The organism is Microbulbifer maximicatervae (SeqCode) (genome assembly GCF_052466985.1).
This window is the reverse complement of sequence record NZ_CP174298.1, coordinates 2086730-2103535: the sequence shown is the minus strand read 5'-3', so window position 1 is coordinate 2103535 and position 16806 is coordinate 2086730. Positions and strand designations below refer to the sequence as shown.

General features: G+C 54.0%; 19 protein-coding genes and 8 tRNA genes. 23 read left to right on the top strand and 4 right to left on the bottom strand.

The features are described 5' to 3' along the window. The first annotated feature begins 7 nt into the window (after positions 1-7). The 3 genes from ACJJI3_RS09210 (at position 8) to ACJJI3_RS09200 (ending at position 1738) form a co-directional block, all read left to right on the top strand. Positions 8-820 carry a class I SAM-dependent methyltransferase gene (locus ACJJI3_RS09210; RefSeq protein WP_444942218.1) on the top strand — a complete coding sequence of 271 codons (813 nt, stop codon included), beginning with the start codon at positions 8-10 and terminating at the stop codon, positions 818-820. Between the two features lie 62 nt (positions 821-882). Continuing rightward, the gene (locus tag ACJJI3_RS09205) at positions 883-1107 is read left to right on the top strand and encodes a YheU family protein (RefSeq protein WP_444916617.1); all 225 of its coding nucleotides are present in this window, start codon (positions 883-885) and stop codon (positions 1105-1107) included. Further along, positions 1100-1738: an alpha/beta family hydrolase gene (locus ACJJI3_RS09200; protein ID WP_444942217.1), complete on the top strand. Its 639-nt coding sequence runs from the start codon at positions 1100-1102 to the stop codon at positions 1736-1738. The genes ACJJI3_RS09205 and ACJJI3_RS09200 overlap by 8 nt, the downstream gene beginning before the upstream one ends. On the opposite strand, the gene ACJJI3_RS09195 is transcribed toward ACJJI3_RS09200, so the two are convergent. After that, positions 1713-2000: an antibiotic biosynthesis monooxygenase family protein gene (locus tag ACJJI3_RS09195; RefSeq protein WP_413665059.1), complete on the bottom strand. Its 288-nt coding sequence runs from the start codon at positions 1998-2000 to the stop codon at positions 1713-1715. The two genes, ACJJI3_RS09200 and ACJJI3_RS09195, sit on opposite strands and share 26 nt — an antisense overlap. A 70-nt stretch (positions 2001-2070) precedes the next feature. On the opposite strand from ACJJI3_RS09195, the gene tusA reads away from it, so the two are divergent. Next, the gene (gene tusA / locus ACJJI3_RS09190; RefSeq protein WP_444942551.1) at positions 2071-2349 is read left to right on the top strand and encodes a sulfurtransferase TusA; all 279 of its coding nucleotides are present in this window, start codon (positions 2071-2073) and stop codon (positions 2347-2349) included. A gap of 75 nt (positions 2350-2424) precedes the next feature. Here the strand turns inward: tusA and ACJJI3_RS09185 are convergent, their stop codons facing one another. Continuing rightward, positions 2425-3111 carry a hypothetical protein gene (locus tag ACJJI3_RS09185; protein ID WP_108732560.1) on the bottom strand — a complete coding sequence of 229 codons (687 nt, stop codon included), beginning with the start codon at positions 3109-3111 and terminating at the stop codon, positions 2425-2427. 293 nt (positions 3112-3404) lie between these two features. On the opposite strand from ACJJI3_RS09185, the gene ACJJI3_RS09180 reads away from it, so the two are divergent. From ACJJI3_RS09180 to ACJJI3_RS09160, 5 genes are read left to right on the top strand one after another with little or no spacing between them, the layout of a single operon-like run. After that, a complete protein-coding gene (locus ACJJI3_RS09180; protein ID WP_444942216.1) occupies positions 3405-3989 on the top strand; it encodes an elongation factor P hydroxylase in 585 nt (194 codons plus the stop codon). Further along, entirely contained in the window at positions 3986-4879 is an 894-nt protein-coding gene (locus ACJJI3_RS09175) for a 5'-3' exonuclease (protein WP_444942215.1), read from the top strand. The genes ACJJI3_RS09180 and ACJJI3_RS09175 overlap by 4 nt, the downstream gene beginning before the upstream one ends. Continuing rightward, positions 4876-5997, top strand: coding sequence for a 4-phosphoerythronate dehydrogenase (locus ACJJI3_RS09170; RefSeq protein ID WP_444942214.1), 1122 nt, complete (start codon positions 4876-4878; stop codon positions 5995-5997). Before ACJJI3_RS09175 ends, ACJJI3_RS09170 begins: the two co-directional genes overlap by 4 nt. Then, positions 5988-7139 (top strand): ATP-NAD kinase family protein, encoded by a 1152-nt coding sequence (locus tag ACJJI3_RS09165; protein WP_444942213.1) that lies wholly within the window; start codon positions 5988-5990, stop codon positions 7137-7139. Before ACJJI3_RS09170 ends, ACJJI3_RS09165 begins: the two co-directional genes overlap by 10 nt. Before the next feature lie 3 nt (positions 7140-7142). Continuing rightward, entirely contained in the window at positions 7143-8084 is a 942-nt protein-coding gene (locus ACJJI3_RS09160; RefSeq protein WP_444942212.1) for a class I SAM-dependent methyltransferase, read from the top strand. Between the two features lie 34 nt (positions 8085-8118). Here ACJJI3_RS09160 and ACJJI3_RS09155 read toward each other — a convergent pair whose 3' ends face one another. Together ACJJI3_RS09155 and ACJJI3_RS09150 are read right to left on the bottom strand one after the other, a co-directional pair. Next, positions 8119-8520: a hypothetical protein gene (locus ACJJI3_RS09155; protein WP_444896621.1), complete on the bottom strand. Its 402-nt coding sequence runs from the start codon at positions 8518-8520 to the stop codon at positions 8119-8121. Beyond that, positions 8520-9734 carry a pyridoxal phosphate-dependent aminotransferase gene (locus ACJJI3_RS09150; RefSeq protein WP_444942211.1) on the bottom strand — a complete coding sequence of 405 codons (1215 nt, stop codon included), beginning with the start codon at positions 9732-9734 and terminating at the stop codon, positions 8520-8522. The genes ACJJI3_RS09155 and ACJJI3_RS09150 overlap by 1 nt, the downstream gene beginning before the upstream one ends. A gap of 186 nt (positions 9735-9920) precedes the next feature. On the opposite strand from ACJJI3_RS09150, the gene msrB reads away from it, so the two are divergent. From msrB to ACJJI3_RS09080, 14 genes are all read left to right on the top strand, one after another. After that, entirely contained in the window at positions 9921-10337 is a 417-nt protein-coding gene (msrB, locus tag ACJJI3_RS09145) for a peptide-methionine (R)-S-oxide reductase MsrB (RefSeq protein WP_413665066.1), read from the top strand. After that, positions 10334-11110: a DUF1499 domain-containing protein gene (locus ACJJI3_RS09140; RefSeq protein WP_282933544.1), complete on the top strand. Its 777-nt coding sequence runs from the start codon at positions 10334-10336 to the stop codon at positions 11108-11110. Before msrB ends, ACJJI3_RS09140 begins: the two co-directional genes overlap by 4 nt. A gap of 159 nt (positions 11111-11269) precedes the next feature. Next, positions 11270-11345, top strand: a tRNA-Glu gene (locus ACJJI3_RS09135). 1 nt (position 11346) lies between these two features. Continuing rightward, positions 11347-11422, top strand: a tRNA-Gly gene (locus ACJJI3_RS09130). 118 nt (positions 11423-11540) lie between these two features. Further along, positions 11541-11616 (top strand) — tRNA-Glu (locus tag ACJJI3_RS09125). Between the two features lie 33 nt (positions 11617-11649). Next, positions 11650-11725, top strand: a tRNA-Gly gene (locus ACJJI3_RS09120). Between the two features lie 118 nt (positions 11726-11843). After that, positions 11844-11919 (top strand) — tRNA-Glu (locus ACJJI3_RS09115). 33 nt (positions 11920-11952) lie between these two features. Then, positions 11953-12028: transfer RNA gene (locus ACJJI3_RS09110), tRNA-Gly, on the top strand. Positions 12029-12146: 118 nt separating this feature from the next. Beyond that, positions 12147-12222 (top strand) — tRNA-Glu (locus ACJJI3_RS09105). A 33-nt stretch (positions 12223-12255) separates the two neighbouring features. Continuing rightward, positions 12256-12331: transfer RNA gene (locus ACJJI3_RS09100), tRNA-Gly, on the top strand. 203 nt (positions 12332-12534) lie between these two features. Next, a complete protein-coding gene (locus ACJJI3_RS09095; protein ID WP_413665083.1) occupies positions 12535-13470 on the top strand; it encodes an ABC transporter ATP-binding protein in 936 nt (311 codons plus the stop codon). Beyond that, positions 13467-14240, top strand: a complete 774-nt coding sequence (locus ACJJI3_RS09090; protein WP_413665084.1) for an ABC transporter permease — start codon at positions 13467-13469, stop codon at positions 14238-14240. The genes ACJJI3_RS09095 and ACJJI3_RS09090 overlap by 4 nt, the downstream gene beginning before the upstream one ends. Before the next feature lie 7 nt (positions 14241-14247). Beyond that, the gene (queF, locus tag ACJJI3_RS09085; RefSeq protein WP_444942210.1) at positions 14248-15078 is read left to right on the top strand and encodes an NADPH-dependent 7-cyano-7-deazaguanine reductase QueF; all 831 of its coding nucleotides are present in this window, start codon (positions 14248-14250) and stop codon (positions 15076-15078) included. A 179-nt stretch (positions 15079-15257) separates the two neighbouring features. Further along, positions 15258-16790 (top strand): DcaP family trimeric outer membrane transporter, encoded by a 1533-nt coding sequence (locus tag ACJJI3_RS09080; protein WP_444942209.1) that lies wholly within the window; start codon positions 15258-15260, stop codon positions 16788-16790. Positions 16791-16806: the final 16 nt, after the last annotated feature.

Sequence of the window (16806 nt, the reverse complement as noted above, 5' to 3'; positions counted from 1 at the left end):
AAAAACTATGACGAGCAATTTTAAGAAATCCCTGGTGGCCCTGGCCGGTGCCTTGGCTTTGGCGGGCACAGCCCAGGCTGCAGATTTCTCTGCTGCCATTAAGGGGGATCATCGCAACAAGGATTATGTCGCCCGTGATCAGTACCGCAATCCAGCGGAGACCCTGAAGTTTATGGGGATCGAGCCGGATATGACGGTAGTGGAAATTACTCCGGGTGGCGGTTGGTACACCGAAATTCTGGGGCCCTACCTGAGCAAGGAAGGGACCTTATATGCGGCGCACTTCCCCGAGAATAGTGAGTCCGACTACTTCAAGCGCTCCCTGAAGAACTTCAAAGCGAAGCTGGCTGCCAATGATAAGGCCTACAAGAAAGTGATTGTGACTGAGTTTGCCCCGCAAACCGGTCGCGAGATTGCTCCGGCAGGCAGTGCCGATGCCGTAGTAACTTTCCGCAACGTACACAACTGGATGTATCGCGATTATGCCGATGAAGCTTTTGCCAGCTTTTTTGCCGCGCTGAAGCCCGGTGGTGTTCTGGGGATCGTTGAGCACCGTGCCAAGCCAGGTACCAGCATGGAAGATATGGTGAAAAGTGGTTATGTCACCCAGGAATATGTTATCGACCTGGCTAAAAAAGCGGGCTTTGAGTTCGAAGAGGCCAGCGAGGTAAATGCGAACCCCAAAGACACTGCTGACCACCCCAAAGGCGTATGGACCTTACCACCGGTAATGCGCTTGGGTGAAGAGGACCGTGAAAAGTATCTCGCTATCGGCGAGAGCGATCGTATGACCCTGCGCTTCCGCAAACCCAAGTCCTGATCGTTTTACAATATTCTGGGGGTGGCTATGGCTGCTCCCAGCCTACCTGAATTAGTCGCTGTATGATTATTCCCTTCGAACAACTAGAAGCCGATACCCTGCAAAGTTTGCTGGAAGAGTACGCCACTCGCGAGGGCACCGAATACGGTGAGCGTGAAGTGGAACTGGTGGACAAAGTTGCCAGCCTGCGTCGCCAGCTGCAATCCGGCCAAGTGGTGATCTGGTTTGAGCCCGGTGAAGAAACCGTAAACCTGGTCCTGGCCGAGGACCTGCCCCCCGATGTCTGAATGGTTAATCGATAGCCCGAGTGAGCCCCGTGCGCGCTTTCTGTTTGCTCATGGCGCCGGGGCGCCGATGGATAGTGAGTTTATGCAGTTCCTGGCGCAGGGGCTGTGTGAGCAGGGTGTGGAAGTTGTCCGTTTTGAGTTTCCCTATATGGCGCAGCGGCGCACCGGGGGAAGTAAGCGGCCACCCAATACCATGCCCCAGCTGCAAGAGTCTTTTCGCGAGCAAATCGTCCAGCTAGGCTCCGAATTGCCCCTGTTTATCGGTGGTAAGTCCATGGGCGGGCGCGTGGCGAGTCTATTGGCGGATGAATACTGGGGGCAGAAGACGATTGCCGGTGCCGTATGCCTGGGGTATCCCTTTCACCCCCAGGGCAAGCCGGAAAAGCTGCGTACCGAGCACTTGGTGGATATTCGCTGCCAGACCTTGGTGATACAGGGAGATCGGGACCCATTAGGCAGTCGGGCTGAGGTAGAAGGCTACGGATTGGCGAACACCATTGAGGTCGAGTGGCTGGAAGATGGCGATCACGACTTTAAACCCCGTCGCGCCAGCGGTTTTAACCAACTTCAGCATTGGCAATCCGCAGTAGAATTGGCTGCCCAGTTTATGCTGCGATCTCCAGGACAGTAATGCGCTCTTCCCGCACCATCAGTGGGTTGAGTAGATTCATCTGTGCACGGCGCTCCTGGCTAGTATACCAGTGTTGCCAATGGAGTTCAGATTGCCATTTGGAGAGTGTGAAGCGCCGCAAGGGATTGCCCTTCTCGATATAGGTCTGCCCCTCGATAAAGCCTACGGTGCGGTAGGCGCAAGTGAGGATTTTGCGGGCGGCCTCTTCATAGCTGCCCTGCATTTCTGCCGCAATTTCCCGTTCTATCAACACATAGATCATTGTCAGCCCGAATTGCGTAAGCCCTATGAGGATTTTAGTGCGGGCGCAGGGGAATTACCGCGTGGCCCTCATGCCTCTGGAGATGACGACGGCGGTAAAATTGCGCACAATAATACTTATGAAGTCAGATCACACCTTAGATGCCCGTGGCCTCCTGTGCCCGGAACCCGTCATGATGCTGCATTCAGCGGTGCGCAATGTCGCCGATGGTGAAGTGTTGAAAATGGTTGCTACCGACCCCTCTACTCAGCGGGATGTGCCCAAGTTCTGCCAATTTCTTGGATATGAGCTGGTGCAGCACGCAGAGGAAAATGACGAATTTGTCTACTGGATTAAAAAAGCGGAATAGCGGGTCGCGGTTGCTCCAGCCCCCATGCCATTGGCGGGGGCTGGCACACTCCTGAATATTAAGACCCAACAGTCCCTAGGGAGCTGTCACCAGGGCAGCGATAGCGGCCAGGGCTTCGGGGTCCTCGGATTTAATTTTGTTAGCGATATGGTGTTGGAAAAAGTACCGGAATCCCTCGCTCTCCTGCGCGGGGTACAGGCAGTGATCCCCCGGTAAAACCGGAGTGGTTTCAACGATATCGTGGTCTATTAGCATGCCGTGAATCTCCCCGTCGGCGTGCAACCTCCAGCTGACGACCTCAATCAGTGTCAGGTTCTCGCGCTGTTCATCCATAAACACAGCGTGGGTGCCGATGGTGTCGGGGATCTCCTGGAGTACTTCCTCAGCTTTATTGCTCTCGTATTCAAAGTATTCCGCCGCAGTCTCCAGCTCGACGATCTTGTGAATGGGGGGCTGATGAAAGATTTCCTCAATGCCGGGGTCATAGTAGCCCTCAAAGCGTCCGTCGAGAGGGTCCTTGATGTCGGGACAGGCCACTATGGTGTTTAACCAGGGAACGAGGCCTACGACCTCGCCATTTGCTTTGAGACCCCAGCATAAAACTTTCAGGCTATATAGATCTGTGCCGCTGGAGTTGTTGGAGTAGAGCATTTCCAAGCCGTCTAGCTCCGGCGATAGGCGAATAAAGCGCCTGTCCGCAGAAGTTTCGATGGGCTCGCCGGTGAAGAGGTCAACCACATTGTTGATACTGTGGTCTGTCATGGAACACCTCCTTGCAGGGCCGGTTGTATACCATCTCCACGTCAGATGAAGGTGCGACAGCGAAATGCCCTACCTCTGAAGGAAGACTGGGGCAGGAGGGTGTTTGATTGCTTTAATTCCCTCCTCGGGGAGACGCTAGAAGGACACGCCCTCTGCGGCATCCCTGTTCCTAAAGGTATATGTTGATTTGCCGAAATACAACCAGCGCCTTTTGCGCCCCGCAAGCGCCTGCGCTTTGATCGGGGCGCAGGCGTTGATATAGTCCCCGCCTTTGAGGTATCCCGGAGAACGCCTTGCCTGTTGCAACCGCAGAAATGGCTTCTGTTCCTACGAAACTGCCAATTGCTGATCGTATCGTCAGAGTCTTCGATCACTGTTTTTCAGACCCAAATGGGCTCAATACCCGACTTCGCGGGGGCTTTTGCGAGCCCTATTACCGGCCCAGGGGGGAAGGTCAACCCTACCACCAGGTAGAGTTCACCCTGGACTATGCCGCCAGCGCTTTGCATGAAGTCGCGCACTGGTGTGTCGCCGGAGAGGCCCGGCGGCAGTTGCCAGATTACGGTTACTGGTATGCGCCGGATGGTCGCAGTGCCGACCAGCAGGCTGAGTTCGAGCAGGTAGAGGTCAAGCCACAGGCCCTTGAATGGATCTTTGCACGGGCTTGCGGACTCAAGTTCCGCGTGAGCGCCGACAATCTGGAGAATGGATTGGGCGCCAGCGACCCGTTTAAAAAGGCCATCTGGCAGCAAGTTCTGGACTATTGTGATAGCCGGCCCAACCCTCGGGCCTGTGCATTCGCCGAAGCCCTGATGAAGGAATTCGGTTGTCCCAATCCTTTTGACCGGGGCAGCTACCAATTGGCGGATCTCTCTTGAATAGTTATCTCATAGACGCATCGGTATATATTTTTCGCTACTACTTTGCGCTGCCGCCCAACTGGGAGAGTCGCAGTGGCTACTCCACTGAAGCCGTTTACGGCTTTACTAACTTCCTGTTGGATATGTTGGCGCGACAACCGGGCTATATTGCCTGCGCCTTCGACGAATCATTGGGAAGCTGTTTTCGCAATGAGATTTACCCGGACTATAAGTGCAGTCGCGCACTGCCAGATGAAGCCCTGGCTTTCCAGCTAGCGGCGTGCCGGGAAATGGCTGAGGTACTGGGTATTGCCAGCTTTTCCAGTGAGCGCTACGAGGCCGATGACATACTGGCCACGTTAACCCGGAAGCTGCACCGGCATAACCCAGTGGTCGTGAGCCGGGACAAGGATCTGGGGCAGCTGCTGGCTCGGGGCGCTGTATCCCTGTGGGATTTTGCCAACGACCGGCACCTGGATGGCGAAGGCGTACGGGAAAAGTTCGGTGTGCGCCCGGAGCAGGTTCCCGACTATCTGGCCCTGGTGGGAGACACCAGCGATGATATTCCCGGGATACCCGGCGTTGGCCCAAAGACAGCGGCACGCCTGTTAGAGACATTCGACACTATAGAAATGTTGCTGGAGCAGCTCGATGCCCTTGCCACAATGCCCATTCGCGGAGCCAAGGGATTGGTGGCCCGGATAGAGGAATACGAAGAGCAGCTGCACCTCGCCAAGCGCCTGACCAGTCTTGAGGAGCGGGTTCCGCTGGGGATAAAGCTGGCAGATTTGCGCCCACAGCCGGTAGATGTCTATCTGGCCCGTGCCCTGGCGGAGGAATTTGGTATCGGCGGCCTGAGCAAGAAGATTGAACGCACCTTAGCGGGTGTTGATGGAGAACTTACATGACGGATAGCGCTGCACAGAGTGCGGGATTAAAAATTGTCGCCGATGAGAATATTCCTGCGTTGGAGGAGTATTTCGGTGATCTGGGAACGCTGGAGCGCTACCACGGCCGCACCTTGAGCCGAGAACAATTAATTGATGCGGATATTTTGTTGGTGCGCTCGGTCACCCAGGTTGATCAAAGCCTGCTGGAGGGGACCCGGGTGCGCTTTGTTGGCAGCTGCACCATAGGCACTGATCACCTGGATACCCAGTGGTTGGAACGCAATGAGATCTTTTGGAGCGCCGCGCCTGGCTGCAATGCCAACTCCGTGGTGGAGTATGTTTTCTGCACCCTGGCCGCACTGGAAATTGACTGGCATGGGCGCAGCTTCGGCATAGTGGGCTGCGGCAATGTGGGCGGATTATTGCAACAGCGCTTGCATGCCCTCGGGGTTTCCTGCGCAGTTTACGATCCCTGGCTACCGAAAAACCCGGATGCGAGTGAGCTGGCAAAGGTGCTGAGCCAGGATATTGTTTGCCTTCACGCACCGCTGGTTAAGGGCGGCACCTACCCCAGTTTCCATATGATTGGAGCAGAGCAGTTGCGCCAGCTCCGCGATGGCAGCATCTTGATTAGCGCCGGCCGGGGTGGGGTGGTAGATAACCGGGCACTGCTGGCGGAAATCCAGCGGGGCAAGCGTTTTACTTCTGTACTGGACGTATGGGAGAACGAACCGGATATCGATATTGAATTATTGCAGCATGTTGACCTGGGTACACCGCATATTGCCGGTTACAGCCTGGATGGGAAGCTGGCTGGCACCCGTATGATTCGCGAGGCCTTGTGCCGGGAATTGGGTATTGCACCTATGTCTGCGGAATGTCAGCCGGCTGTTACATCTAAAGAGATCACGGGAGACTCAGCAGAAGAATTACTGTTGCAGATGTACAACCCCCGCGCGGACGATCGCCGCCTGCGCGCGGCGGCAGTAGGTGATGTGCCGATGGAGAAGGCTTTTGATTTGCTGCGTAAAGAGTACCCCGAGCGCCTGGAGTTCAGTCACTGCAAAACTTCAGCCCAGAATTTGGGTGACGAAGAGAAGCGGCAACTGGAAGTGTTGGGGTTGGCGTGCAGTTAAGTAAACAAGTAAAAAAGCTTGGTTTAATCATTAACCCCTGGGCTGGCATTGGCGGCCCGGCAGGTCTCAAGGGGAGCGATGGTGCCGAAACGGTGCAACGCGCGCTGGACGCAGGTATCGAGCCCCAGGCAAATCAGCGTGCGGCGCTGGCCCTTGAGGAGTTAAAACCCTATAAGGATGAGCTGGAAATCCTGTGCTTTGCCGGCGATATGGGGGCCAGTACAGCGCGTAAACTCGGTTTTTCTGTCTGTGAAGTGGGCGTGGCCGAGTGCTCGCCATCCTCCCCAGAAGATACAGAGCGTGCAGCAGCCACTATCCGCAACAATGGTGCAGACCTCATTGTTTTTATTGGCGGTGACGGCACTGCGAGAAATATCGTCAATGCCCTGGGGGATAATTTCCCGGTACTGGGTATTCCCGCCGGAGTGAAAATGCACTCCGCCTGTTTTGCGATTTCCCCTAAAGCGGGTGGCGAGGTTTTGCGCCGTCTGATGGCGGGGCAGCTGGTGGACCTCGCTGAGCGTGAAGTGCGGGATATTGATGAGCAGTCATTCCGCAGTGGGCGGGTAACCACGCGTTACTACGGCGAATTGCTGGTGCCCCAGGAAGGCCAGTTTTTACAGGCGGTAAAAAATGCCGGCCGCGAAGTGGAAGAGCTGGCAGTTGCGGATATCGCCGCAGAGATTACCGAAGACCTGGACCCGCAAACCCTGTATGTCGTTGGCCCAGGCTCTACTACATTGGCAATCCTCAGCGAGTTGGGCTGTGAGGGGACACTGTTGGGGGTGGATTTATTACTGGATGGCCAGTTGTTGCAGTTGGATGTCAGTGCGCCGCAAATTGAACAGGCCATTGCCGATCACCGCGGGCCGGTAAAAATCATTCTCACCGCCATTGGTGGCCAGGGTCATTTAATTGGCCGGGGTAACCAACAATTGTCAGCCAATGTACTGCGGCGCGTTGGGCGCGATAATTTAATCGTGGTTGCAACTAAAACAAAAATTACGGAATTGCATGGGCGCCCGCTATTAATCGATAGCGGTAACCCCAAGCTTGATAAACGGTGGAGTGGTTTTATTCGAGTGGTTACCGGTTACCGGGATACCATTCTTTATCCACTGAGTAACGGGGATATTCAATAAGCGATGAGTGCAGATTGGCAGTTACTGCTGGAGCAGGTAGAAAATAAACTAGGACAAAATGTTGGCGACAGCCGTCGTTTTTTTCACGGCCGGGGTCGCAGCTATGAGGGCTTGGAGCAAGTCTGCGTCGACAGCTTTTTCCCCGCTTTGCTGGTGACTTTTTTTGAAGAATATGAAGATGAAGTAGAGCTGTGTGAAAAGCTCTGGCAAATGGCCGAGGCGCGAGGTTATCAGGGGGTCGCTGCGCAGCGACGCTATCTCCCTGGGGCACCTTTACAGTGGCACTTCGGAGAGCCGGTAACAGACCCTGTCGCGCAGCGTGGAGACCTTAAATTCCCCCTCACGTTTGATCGCCAAAATGTTGGTTTCTTCCTGGATATTGAGCCGGGCAGGGCCTGGCTTGAAGAGCAGGTGCGTGCAAGAGCCGGGCAGGCGTCGGCAAAAATGCTCAACCTTTTCGCTTTCACCTGTGCCTTTTCTGCGGTCGCGCGAGCGGCAGGTGATATCGATATTGTCAATGTGGATGTCAATCGCGGTGTTTTAAATCGCGGACGGGAAAATCACGAGGTTAATGGGCTGTCGCTCAAAGGGGTTCAGTTCCTGCAATTCGATGCACTGCGTCAATTCAAGCGCTTCGACCGTCGCGGCCCCTTTGACCTGGGCATTGTCGATCCGCCGACACGACAAAAAGGTCGCTTCGATGTCAGCCAGAATTATGAAAAGTTGCTGAGGCAGCTGCCCGCTTGTCTCGCCGCTGAGGCGGATCTGCTGATGGTGATCAACTCGCCCCGGCACAGCGAAGCCCAGTTTAGAGAGTTAATCCTCGGATCTGACAGCGGTTATGAAGTTGTAGCTCGCTTGGAGCAGAACCCGGATTTCCCTGATCGGGACCCGGATGCTGCCCTAAAAATGTTGCACGTTAAATATCGTCGCCAATCCCAGTAATGACGATTGCCAATGCCGCGCATTAAGGAGCCTCTTACAGCGCGGCAAACTCTCGCATCAAGCGCTCCATCAGCGCCTGCAACTGGCCTGATGATCCCTCGCGCACAGCGCTGTTGAGCAACTGGGCGTTGCTCTGCCCGGACTCAGCTCCGGCATTAATCATTAGCAGGAAACCCTTGTGGGTTAATACCGCATCCTCCATCGCCTCCTGGCGCACCAGCTGGGAAAAGCTGATATAGCCACTCTGCTTTAGCCAGGTCATGGACCCCAGGCAGGCTAAATGGCGGGGGGAGTGCAGCCCGTACTCATCCGGTGAGTCAGGGCCGGAAATATCTTCCACGTAAACGGTTGCCGGTACCGGGAATTGATTAAACATTGCCAGCAGAACCCTGCCGGCATCCCGGTAAAAATCATGAATATGTAAATCGTCCAGCATCAGCAGGAATATCGCTCCAAAAAGTCGCCCAGGCGTTCCATCGCATGCGATAAGTCGTCGGCACGGGGCAGGAAGACAATGCGCAGGTGGTCCGGTGCATCCCAGTGGAAGGCACTGCCTTGGGCCAGTAGTATTTTTTCCTGGCGCAGGAAATCCAGCACCAGCTGCTCGTCATTTTCGATCTTATGATGATCCAGATGCAGCTTGGGAAACAAGTAGATAGCACCGCTAGGTTTGACACAGCTCACACCGGGAATGTCATTGAGCATGCGGTGGGCCATATCTCGCTGTTGGCGCAGGCGCCCGCCGGGCAGGACCAAATCGTTAATACTCTGGTAGCCACCGAGAGCGGTTTGTACTGCGAACATGGCGGGTACATTGCCGCACAGGCGCATGGAAGCGAGTATTTCCATCCCCTGGATAAAGCCCTTGGCCCGGTGTTTGGTGCCGCTGATAATCATCCAGCCAGAGCGGAAGCCGGCCAGCCGGTAGGACTTGGACAGGCCGTTAAAACTCAGGCAGAGCACGTCCGGGGCCAGCTTGGCCATCGGGGTAAATTCCGCATCGTCGTAGAGAATCTTGCTATAAATCTCATCGGCGAAGATCACCAGGTTGTGACTGCGGGCAACCTCGACAATATCCTCCAGTAGTTCCCGGGGATAAACGGCGCCAGTGGGATTATTGGGATTGATAACCACTATGCCGCGGGTTTTTGAAGTGATTTTTGCTTTGATATCCTCAATATCTGGCAGCCATCCGGACTCCTCGTCGCAGCGATAGAGAACTGGCTTGGCACCGGTGAGGTTGGTGGCGGCCATCCACAGGGGGTAGTTGGGCATTGGCAACAGCATTTCGTCGCCATTGTTGAGAAGGGCCTGGGTGCTCATGGAGATCAGTTCGGAAACGCCATTGCCCAGGTAAATATCGTTAATTTCGACGCCCGGGATACCCAGGGTCTGGCACTCTTGCATAATGGCCTTACGCGCAGCGAAGAGCCCTTTGGACTCGACGTAGCCCTGTGCCTCAGAGAGATTGTGAATGACGTCTTGGATAATCTCGTCGGGGGCGTTAAAACCGAAGGGGGCAGGGTTGCCAATATTCAGCTTGAGGATGCGGTGGCCTTCCTCTTCCATGCGCTGGGCCTGCTCCATCACGGGGCCGCGAATTTCGTAGCAGACGCCGTGCAGTTTTTCTGATTTATTGATGTCCTTCATGGTGACCTGGAAGCTCTATTGCAGAGCAGGAGCGGCCCAGGGCCGCGAGTTCAGTGCGCGAAAACCGGGTAATGTCCACCAGCGGTAGGTACCACTCCTGCGGGAAACCGGGAACCGATACACATAGGCATTGCCACAAAGTGACGCCTGACCGGAAACCCCAATTGATTACGGAAACACTAGAGTATGTCAAAACAGATGGATGAGAACTACTGGCGGGATAAGCTTACAGATGAGGAGTTTGAGGTCTGCCGGGAAGGTGGGACAGAGGCGCCGTTTAGCGGCGAATATTGGGATGTTTTTGACGATGGCGTCTATCGTTGTCGTTGCTGCGGCGAGGTTTTATTCGGCTCGCAGTCAAAATTTGAGAGCGGGTGTGGTTGGCCCAGCTTTGATGCAGAGCATTATGAAGGTGCGGTGAAGGAGCTGCCTGACAGCAGCTACGGTATGCAGCGTGTAGAGATTCGCTGCAGTAAGTGCGATGCCCATCTCGGTCATGTGTTCGACGATGGTCCCACCGATACGGGACTTCGCTACTGTGTGAACTCTCTATCGGTGAAGCTGGACCAGGGCAGTGATGAAACGGAGGATGACACTGAGTGACGGAATCACACTGGAGTAATTGGCTATTGCGGGTGCAGTGGATTCTGTTACTGCTGATCGTCCTTGCGGCTGCCGCCTTGCGTTACGGGCTGCTGCACTTCTCTGTGGTTTTCAAAATATTTGTGTTTTCTGGCGGTGCAGCCTTGGCAATTGCGCTACTGAGCCTGTTTGTTTTTGTCTGGGGAGTGAGCAAGAGCAAGCCGTTGGTGCGCAGCAATGCTCTGTGGGCGGCGTTGCTCGGACTGCTGCCGGTGGCAATACCTCTGGTAACCGTAGGCAAGGGCAACTTCGATGTGCCAAGAATTCACGACATCAGTACCGATACCCGCAATCCCCCCCAGTATCAAGAGGTATTGAAGTTGCGCCAGAAAGGCGACAACAGTGCCGAATACGGTGGAGAGAAGGTGGCCGAATTGCAGCGGGAGGCGGATATATATGCCGATATAATGCCGTTGCACGTGGACTTCCCGATAGCTCGTACCACTGAGATCGCTGCTGAAGTGGCCGAAGACCTGGGTTGGAAAGTGGTTTCCTATGAGCCTCAGCGGGGCCACCTGGAGGCTGTAGCGAAAACACCGATTCTCGGTTTTACGGACGATATCGTTGTACGGGTCAGCGCTGACGTGGGTGGTGGCTCCAAAGTCGATGTGCGTTCCAGCTCTCGAGTCGGGGTCAGTGACTTGGGTACCAATGCGAAGCGTATCCGCCAATTTCTGGAAGAGTTGCACCTGCATGCGCTGGTGCTCGAGGGAACTGGCACAGAGCGGTACTAGAATGCACTCCAGAAATGGCTGGGTTTTGTAAGTGTCTGACAACAAAAGAAAAAAAATCAAAAAGAGTGTTGACAGGTTTAGCGGTGGTCCATAGAATGCGCCCCACTTCTGACGCAGGGCTACACTCAAAGGTGGAGCGAAACGACAGAAGGTTTCTGGGTCCCCATCGTCTAGAGGCCTAGGACACCGCCCTTTCACGGCGGTAACAGGGGTTCGACTCCCCTTGGGGATGCCACGCGGGAATAGCTCAGTTGGTAGAGCGCAACCTTGCCAAGGTTGAGGTCGCCGGTTCGAACCCGGTTTCCCGCTCCAAATTTCCGCTTTGCGAGATGATCTCTAGTCAACTCGGAAAGCACGCCACCGAGAAATCAGTGGCATTGCCATGGACAGCATGGCAGCGCCGGATCGAAAGATCGAAGTGCAAGTTTCTGTCCCCATCGTCTAGAGGCCTAGGACACCGCCCTTTCACGGCGGTAACAGGGGTTCGACTCCCCTTGGGGATGCCAATACGACCCGGTAGCAATGCTACCGGGTCAATTGCGGGAATAGCTCAGTTGGTAGAGCGCAACCTTGCCAAGGTTGAGGTCGCCGGTTCGAACCCGGTTTCCCGCTCCAATTTTCTGCTTTGCGAGATGATCTCTAGTCAACTCGGAGAGCACGTCACCGAGAAATCAGTGGCATTGCCATGGACAGCATGGCAGCACCGGATCGAAAGGTCGAAGTGCAAGTTTCTGTCCCCATCGTCTAGAGGCCTAGGACACCGCCCTTTCACGGCGGTAACAGGGGTTCGACTCCCCTTGGGGATGCCAATACGACCCGGTAGCAATGCTACCGGGTCAATTGCGGGAATAGCTCAGTTGGTAGAGCGCAACCTTGCCAAGGTTGAGGTCGCCGGTTCGAACCCGGTTTCCCGCTCCAATTTTCTGCTTTGCGAGATGATCTCTAGTCAACTCGGAGAGCACGCCACCGAGAAATCAGTGGCATTGCCATGGACAGCATGGCAGCACCGGATCGAAAGGTCGAAGTGCAAGTTTCTGTCCCCATCGTCTAGAGGCCTAGGACACCGCCCTTTCACGGCGGTAACAGGGGTTCGACTCCCCTTGGGGATGCCAATACGACCCGGTAGCAATGCTACCGGGTCAATTGCGGGAATAGCTCAGTTGGTAGAGCGCAACCTTGCCAAGGTTGAGGTCGCCGGTTCGAACCCGGTTTCCCGCTCCAAAAATAAAAAGCCGCTCAATCGAGCGGCTTTTTGTTTTTCCGATATAGTAATTCTTATCTTCTGCACGGTTACTTTTGCCCGGGGCTCCTGCAAGTTCCGGTTCATCCCACCAAGTGACGTGTATGAAAAACCCTAGCTCCCCTCAGGTTGAAATTATTCGGGCAAGCGCGTTGAATAACGCTCCCCACTATAGGAGTGCAAGATGAGCGCTGCGCTATCGATCCATAACTTACAGAAAACCTACGACAATGGTTTCCAGGCCCTGAAAGGCATCAGTTTTGACGTGCAGCCGGGAGACTTCTTTGCGCTGCTGGGCCCCAATGGGGCGGGGAAGTCCACCACCATCGGTATCATCTGTTCCCTGGTGCGCAAAAGCGGTGGTTCAGTGTCGATTTTTGGTGAGGATATCGACGTCGATTTTGCTGCGGCCAAGCGCCTGTTAGGTGTTGTGCCACAAGAATTTAACTTCAGCCAGTTTGAGAAAGTGTTCGACATTGTCGTTACCCAGGGCGGTTTTTATGGTATGCCGCGCAAACTGGCTGAAGAACGCACTGAGAAATACCTGAAACAGTTGGGTCTGTGGGATAAGCGCGCTACCCAGGCGCGAATGCTCTCCGGTGGTATGAAACGCAGATTGATGATTGCCCGCGCGCTGATTCACGAGCCGAAATTACTGATTCTGGATGAACCCACAGCCGGTGTGGATATAGAGCTGCGGCGTTCCATGTGGAGTTTCCTGGAAAAAATAAACCAGCAGGGCACCACAATTATTCTCACCACCCACTACCTGGAGGAAGCCGAGAGCCTCTGCCGCAATATAGCGATTATCGACAAGGGCACTATTGTCGAGAACACTTCGATAAAGTCACTGCTGAAAACCCTGAACCGGGAAACCTTTATCCTGGATTGCGCAGAATTTCTCACTGAGTGCCCGGACTTGTCCGGTTATGAAGGGCGCTTGCGAGACAACCACTCACTGGAAGTCACTATTGAAAAGGGACAATCTCTGACCGAGGTATTTGCGTCATTGCAGCGGCAGGGCATCACAGTCACCAGTATGCGCAATCGCGCCAATCGCTTGGAGGAATTGTTCCTGTCCATGTTGTCGGAAGAAAAAATGTCGGGGCTAGAAGAGTGAAGGGCAGATTAATCTGGATATCATTCAGCACTATTTACCGTCGGGAAGTCCGGCGCTTTATGCGTATATGGCCACAGACCCTGGTACCGCCGGTAATCACTATGTCACTGTACTTTGTGATCTTTGGCTCCCTGATTGGTCGGCGAATTGGTGATATGGGGGGCTATCCGTATATCGAGTTTGTTGTGCCGGGTTTGATCATGATGTCGGTGATTACCAACTCCTACGCTAACGTAGTTTCGTCTTTTTACAGCGCTAAATTTCAGCGCAGTGTGGAGGAGCTTCTGGTTTCGCCAACGCCGAATTGGGTGATTATGGCGGGCTATGTACTCGGTGGCGTGTCACGGGGATTAATGGTGGGGTTGATAGTGACTCTCGTAGCGATGTTTTTTACCTCACTGACGGTAGAGCACATCTTTGTCACGGTAGCGATTGTATTTTTGACGGCGGTGCTGTTTTCCCTGGCAGGGTTTATCAATGCTATTTTTGCCAATAGTTTTGATGCTATCTCTATTATTCCGACCTTTGTATTAACTCCCCTCACATACCTGGGAGGTGTGTTTTACTCTATCGACCTGCTGTCGCCTTTTTGGCAGGGGTTGTCGAAATTGAACCCCATTCTTTATATGGTGAACTCCTTCCGTTACGGCATTTTGGGTGTTTCCGATATTAATGTTGTCGGGGCATTTTTTGGCGTCCTGGTATTTATTGCGCTTTTGGCATCCTGGGCCATTTATCTGATGAGCCACGGTAAGCGACTGAGACATTGAGAAATTTATGACAAGAGAAGACTGGCAAAACCTCCCCCTGGGGCAGGAGACCACCTACGAATCCACTTACAACCCCGAGTTGCTCCATCCAATTCAGCGCTCAGTATCCCGAGCCCAGTTGGGGCTCTCTGCCGGCGCAATGCCTTTCTTTGGAGAGGACGAATGGTGGGGTTTTGAGCTTTCCTGGTTGAACCCCAGGGGTAAACCACAGGTGGCGGTGGCTCGTTTTAGTTTTCCTGCAGAAAGCCCCTGCATGGTGGAGTCAAAATCCTTCAAGCTGTATTTAAACTCTTTCAACCAGAGCAAGTTTGAATCCTGGAGATTGGTACAGGATGCCCTGGTGCGGGACCTCTCTGCAGCGGCGGGGGCAAATGTCGGCGTTACCCTGATGGATGTGGAAGATGCAGCGCTGGCAGTTGAGAAGCCAGAGGGCTATTGTCTGGATCATCTCGATATAGAAGTGAATAATTACGAGCCGGACCATGCACTTCTCGCCCTCGAAGGCGGTGAGGAAGATGTGAGTGAGGTTCTTTATAGCCACTTGCTGCGCAGTAATTGTCCGGTAACGGGACAACCGGATTGGGCGACAGTGGTTGTGGACTATAAAGGGCCGGCACTGAAGCGAGAGGCACTGTTGGCTTATATTGTTTCCTTCCGCGAACACCAGGATTTTCACGAGCACTGTGTCGAGCGTATCTTTTGCGACTTGCAACAGTTGGCGGAATTTACCGAGTTAACTGTATGTGCTCGCTATACCCGTCGTGGTGGCTTGGATATTAATCCGCTGAGATCGACTCGCATTGAGAAACGTATGCCTCCGCGTTTTGCCCGTCAATAATTTCCTTTCTTAAGTGCCACCGGAGTCCCCGGTGGTACAGTCCTTCAATTTCAATCTTTGCTTGGTGCCGGCCTGGGTTGGCGCTGCGGACTCTTAAGCTACGCTTTCCAGATAGGCCGGGGAAACCGACAGTGTAGTTGTGTTGGCCGCCCCACAGGAGGTGGAGTTGAGGCTGACAGATGGAGATTAATACCCAGTCCCCAGTAATTCCTGCCGTAGTAATCGGTTTTGCCCCACTTCTTTTTTCCCAATCCTCCACTGCAGAAGTTTATGTTAAAGCTGATGATCTGATACGGGTGATTGAGGCCCAGCAACAGCAGCTGGAAGAGCAGCAGGCTCAGATTCAGAAACAACAGGCAGACCTCGAAGCCCTGCGTCGGCAAATTGAGCAAATGCAACGGGCATCACCATCTCGACCGTCTCTGGAAGTAACTCCTGTACAGCCTGTCGAAGCACCGGTGAGCAAGGAGGATATGAATGATTTACAGCGACAGATTGAGGAAATACGCCAGGAAGTTCCACCTGGTTCGCTGCCTCCGCCACGGGCCCAGTCTGATCAGGCGGTGCCTGACCCCAGTGACATCGAAGATGTGATTGCCAATGCGACAACGGAGTGGCCTGGCTCCATTCCCCTGTTGGGAAATACGATGAAGGCGAAGATCAGTGGCTTTGCGGACTTGGATGTCAATTATGATACCGACGCGATCATCAGCCCCGCACAATTTGTACCTGCCGATATTGTGACTTTCGACAAAACGGCTGCAGAGGGAGCAGACGGGCAGACAGAATTTACCGTGCAAACCTCCAGGTTGGTATTTGAGACCCTGCAGCACTGGGAGGGACGTGAATTTAAAACCCTGATTTCGATGGACTTCCTGCAGGACTCCAGTGTTACCACTCCCAATCCCCGTATGCGCAAAGCTTATGGAGAAGTGAGCAATGCGCTATGGGGGGGCAGTATTCTTGTGGGGCAGCAGTGGTCAACATTTGCGAACTTGGAAGCGGTCCCCAATACCCTGGATTTCCAGGGGCCTAATTCGGCATTTGGCTTGCGCCATTCAATGGTCCGATGGATTAAGAGGTACGGGCCACAGTATTACTTTAAGGTGGCTATTGAAGCGCCGGATTCACAAATATTCGAGGATGCAACCGAGGTTGCCCGCTGGCCCGATGCGGTATTTGCGCTGGAGTCGGACTTGCCTAGGTCCCAGGTACAAGCGGGTTTGGTATTAAGGGATTTGCGCGCGAGTGGCGATCCGGATTCAGCCGTATCGACTACCGGCTGGGGATTAAATTTAAGCGGCACTTTCAATATGCCCGGCGTACTTTCCAAGGATGTTCTTTATTACTCTTTGTCCCTCGGTGCGGGATATAGCGGTCTACTTAATGACGCGCCACCAGATGCAGCTTATGATTTTTTTGATAACTCCGTAGAGGCACTAAACACTACAGCCTGGTATCTGGGGTACCAGCACTGGTGGACTCCTTGCCTGTATACCGTAGCGACCTACGGCAGGGTAAGGCAGGATAATCTGGACTTCCAACCCGGTGAGGCCTACAAAGCAACCCAATACCGCAGTATCAATATTGTCTGGTTACCCTTTCCCCGTTGGTTGACTGGAATCGAGGTGCTCTACGGCGCTCGCAAAGACAAAGATGGAGATAGGGGGTCTTTGGTGCGGACACAATTTACGACCCGAATGACATTTTAAAAAAGTAAAGTGTTTA

Excerpts from the sequence above, each read along its gene's own strand:
- ACJJI3_RS09210 (WP_444942218.1), top strand. The coding sequence starts at position 8 with ATGACGAGCAATTTTAAGAAATCCCTGGTGGCCCTGGCCGGTGCCTTG.
- ACJJI3_RS09205 (WP_444916617.1), top strand. The coding sequence starts at position 883 with ATGATTATTCCCTTCGAACAACTAGAAGCCGATACCCTGCAAAGTTTG.
- ACJJI3_RS09200 (WP_444942217.1), top strand. The coding sequence starts at position 1,100 with ATGTCTGAATGGTTAATCGATAGCCCGAGTGAGCCCCGTGCGCGCTTT.
- ACJJI3_RS09195 (WP_413665059.1), bottom strand. The coding sequence starts at position 2,000 with ATGATCTATGTGTTGATAGAACGGGAAATTGCGGCAGAAATGCAGGGC.
- tusA (WP_444942551.1), top strand. The coding sequence starts at position 2,071 with ATGCCTCTGGAGATGACGACGGCGGTAAAATTGCGCACAATAATACTT.
- ACJJI3_RS09185 (WP_108732560.1), bottom strand. The coding sequence starts at position 3,111 with ATGACAGACCACAGTATCAACAATGTGGTTGACCTCTTCACCGGCGAG.
- ACJJI3_RS09170 (WP_444942214.1), top strand. The coding sequence starts at position 4,876 with ATGACGGATAGCGCTGCACAGAGTGCGGGATTAAAAATTGTCGCCGAT.
- ACJJI3_RS09160 (WP_444942212.1), top strand. The coding sequence starts at position 7,143 with ATGAGTGCAGATTGGCAGTTACTGCTGGAGCAGGTAGAAAATAAACTA.
- ACJJI3_RS09155 (WP_444896621.1), bottom strand. The coding sequence starts at position 8,520 with ATGCTGGACGATTTACATATTCATGATTTTTACCGGGATGCCGGCAGG.
- ACJJI3_RS09150 (WP_444942211.1), bottom strand. The coding sequence starts at position 9,734 with ATGAAGGACATCAATAAATCAGAAAAACTGCACGGCGTCTGCTACGAA.
- msrB (WP_413665066.1), top strand. The coding sequence starts at position 9,921 with ATGTCAAAACAGATGGATGAGAACTACTGGCGGGATAAGCTTACAGAT.
- ACJJI3_RS09095 (WP_413665083.1), top strand. The coding sequence starts at position 12,535 with ATGAGCGCTGCGCTATCGATCCATAACTTACAGAAAACCTACGACAAT.
- queF (WP_444942210.1), top strand. The coding sequence starts at position 14,248 with ATGACAAGAGAAGACTGGCAAAACCTCCCCCTGGGGCAGGAGACCACC.
- ACJJI3_RS09080 (WP_444942209.1), top strand. The coding sequence starts at position 15,258 with ATGGAGATTAATACCCAGTCCCCAGTAATTCCTGCCGTAGTAATCGGT.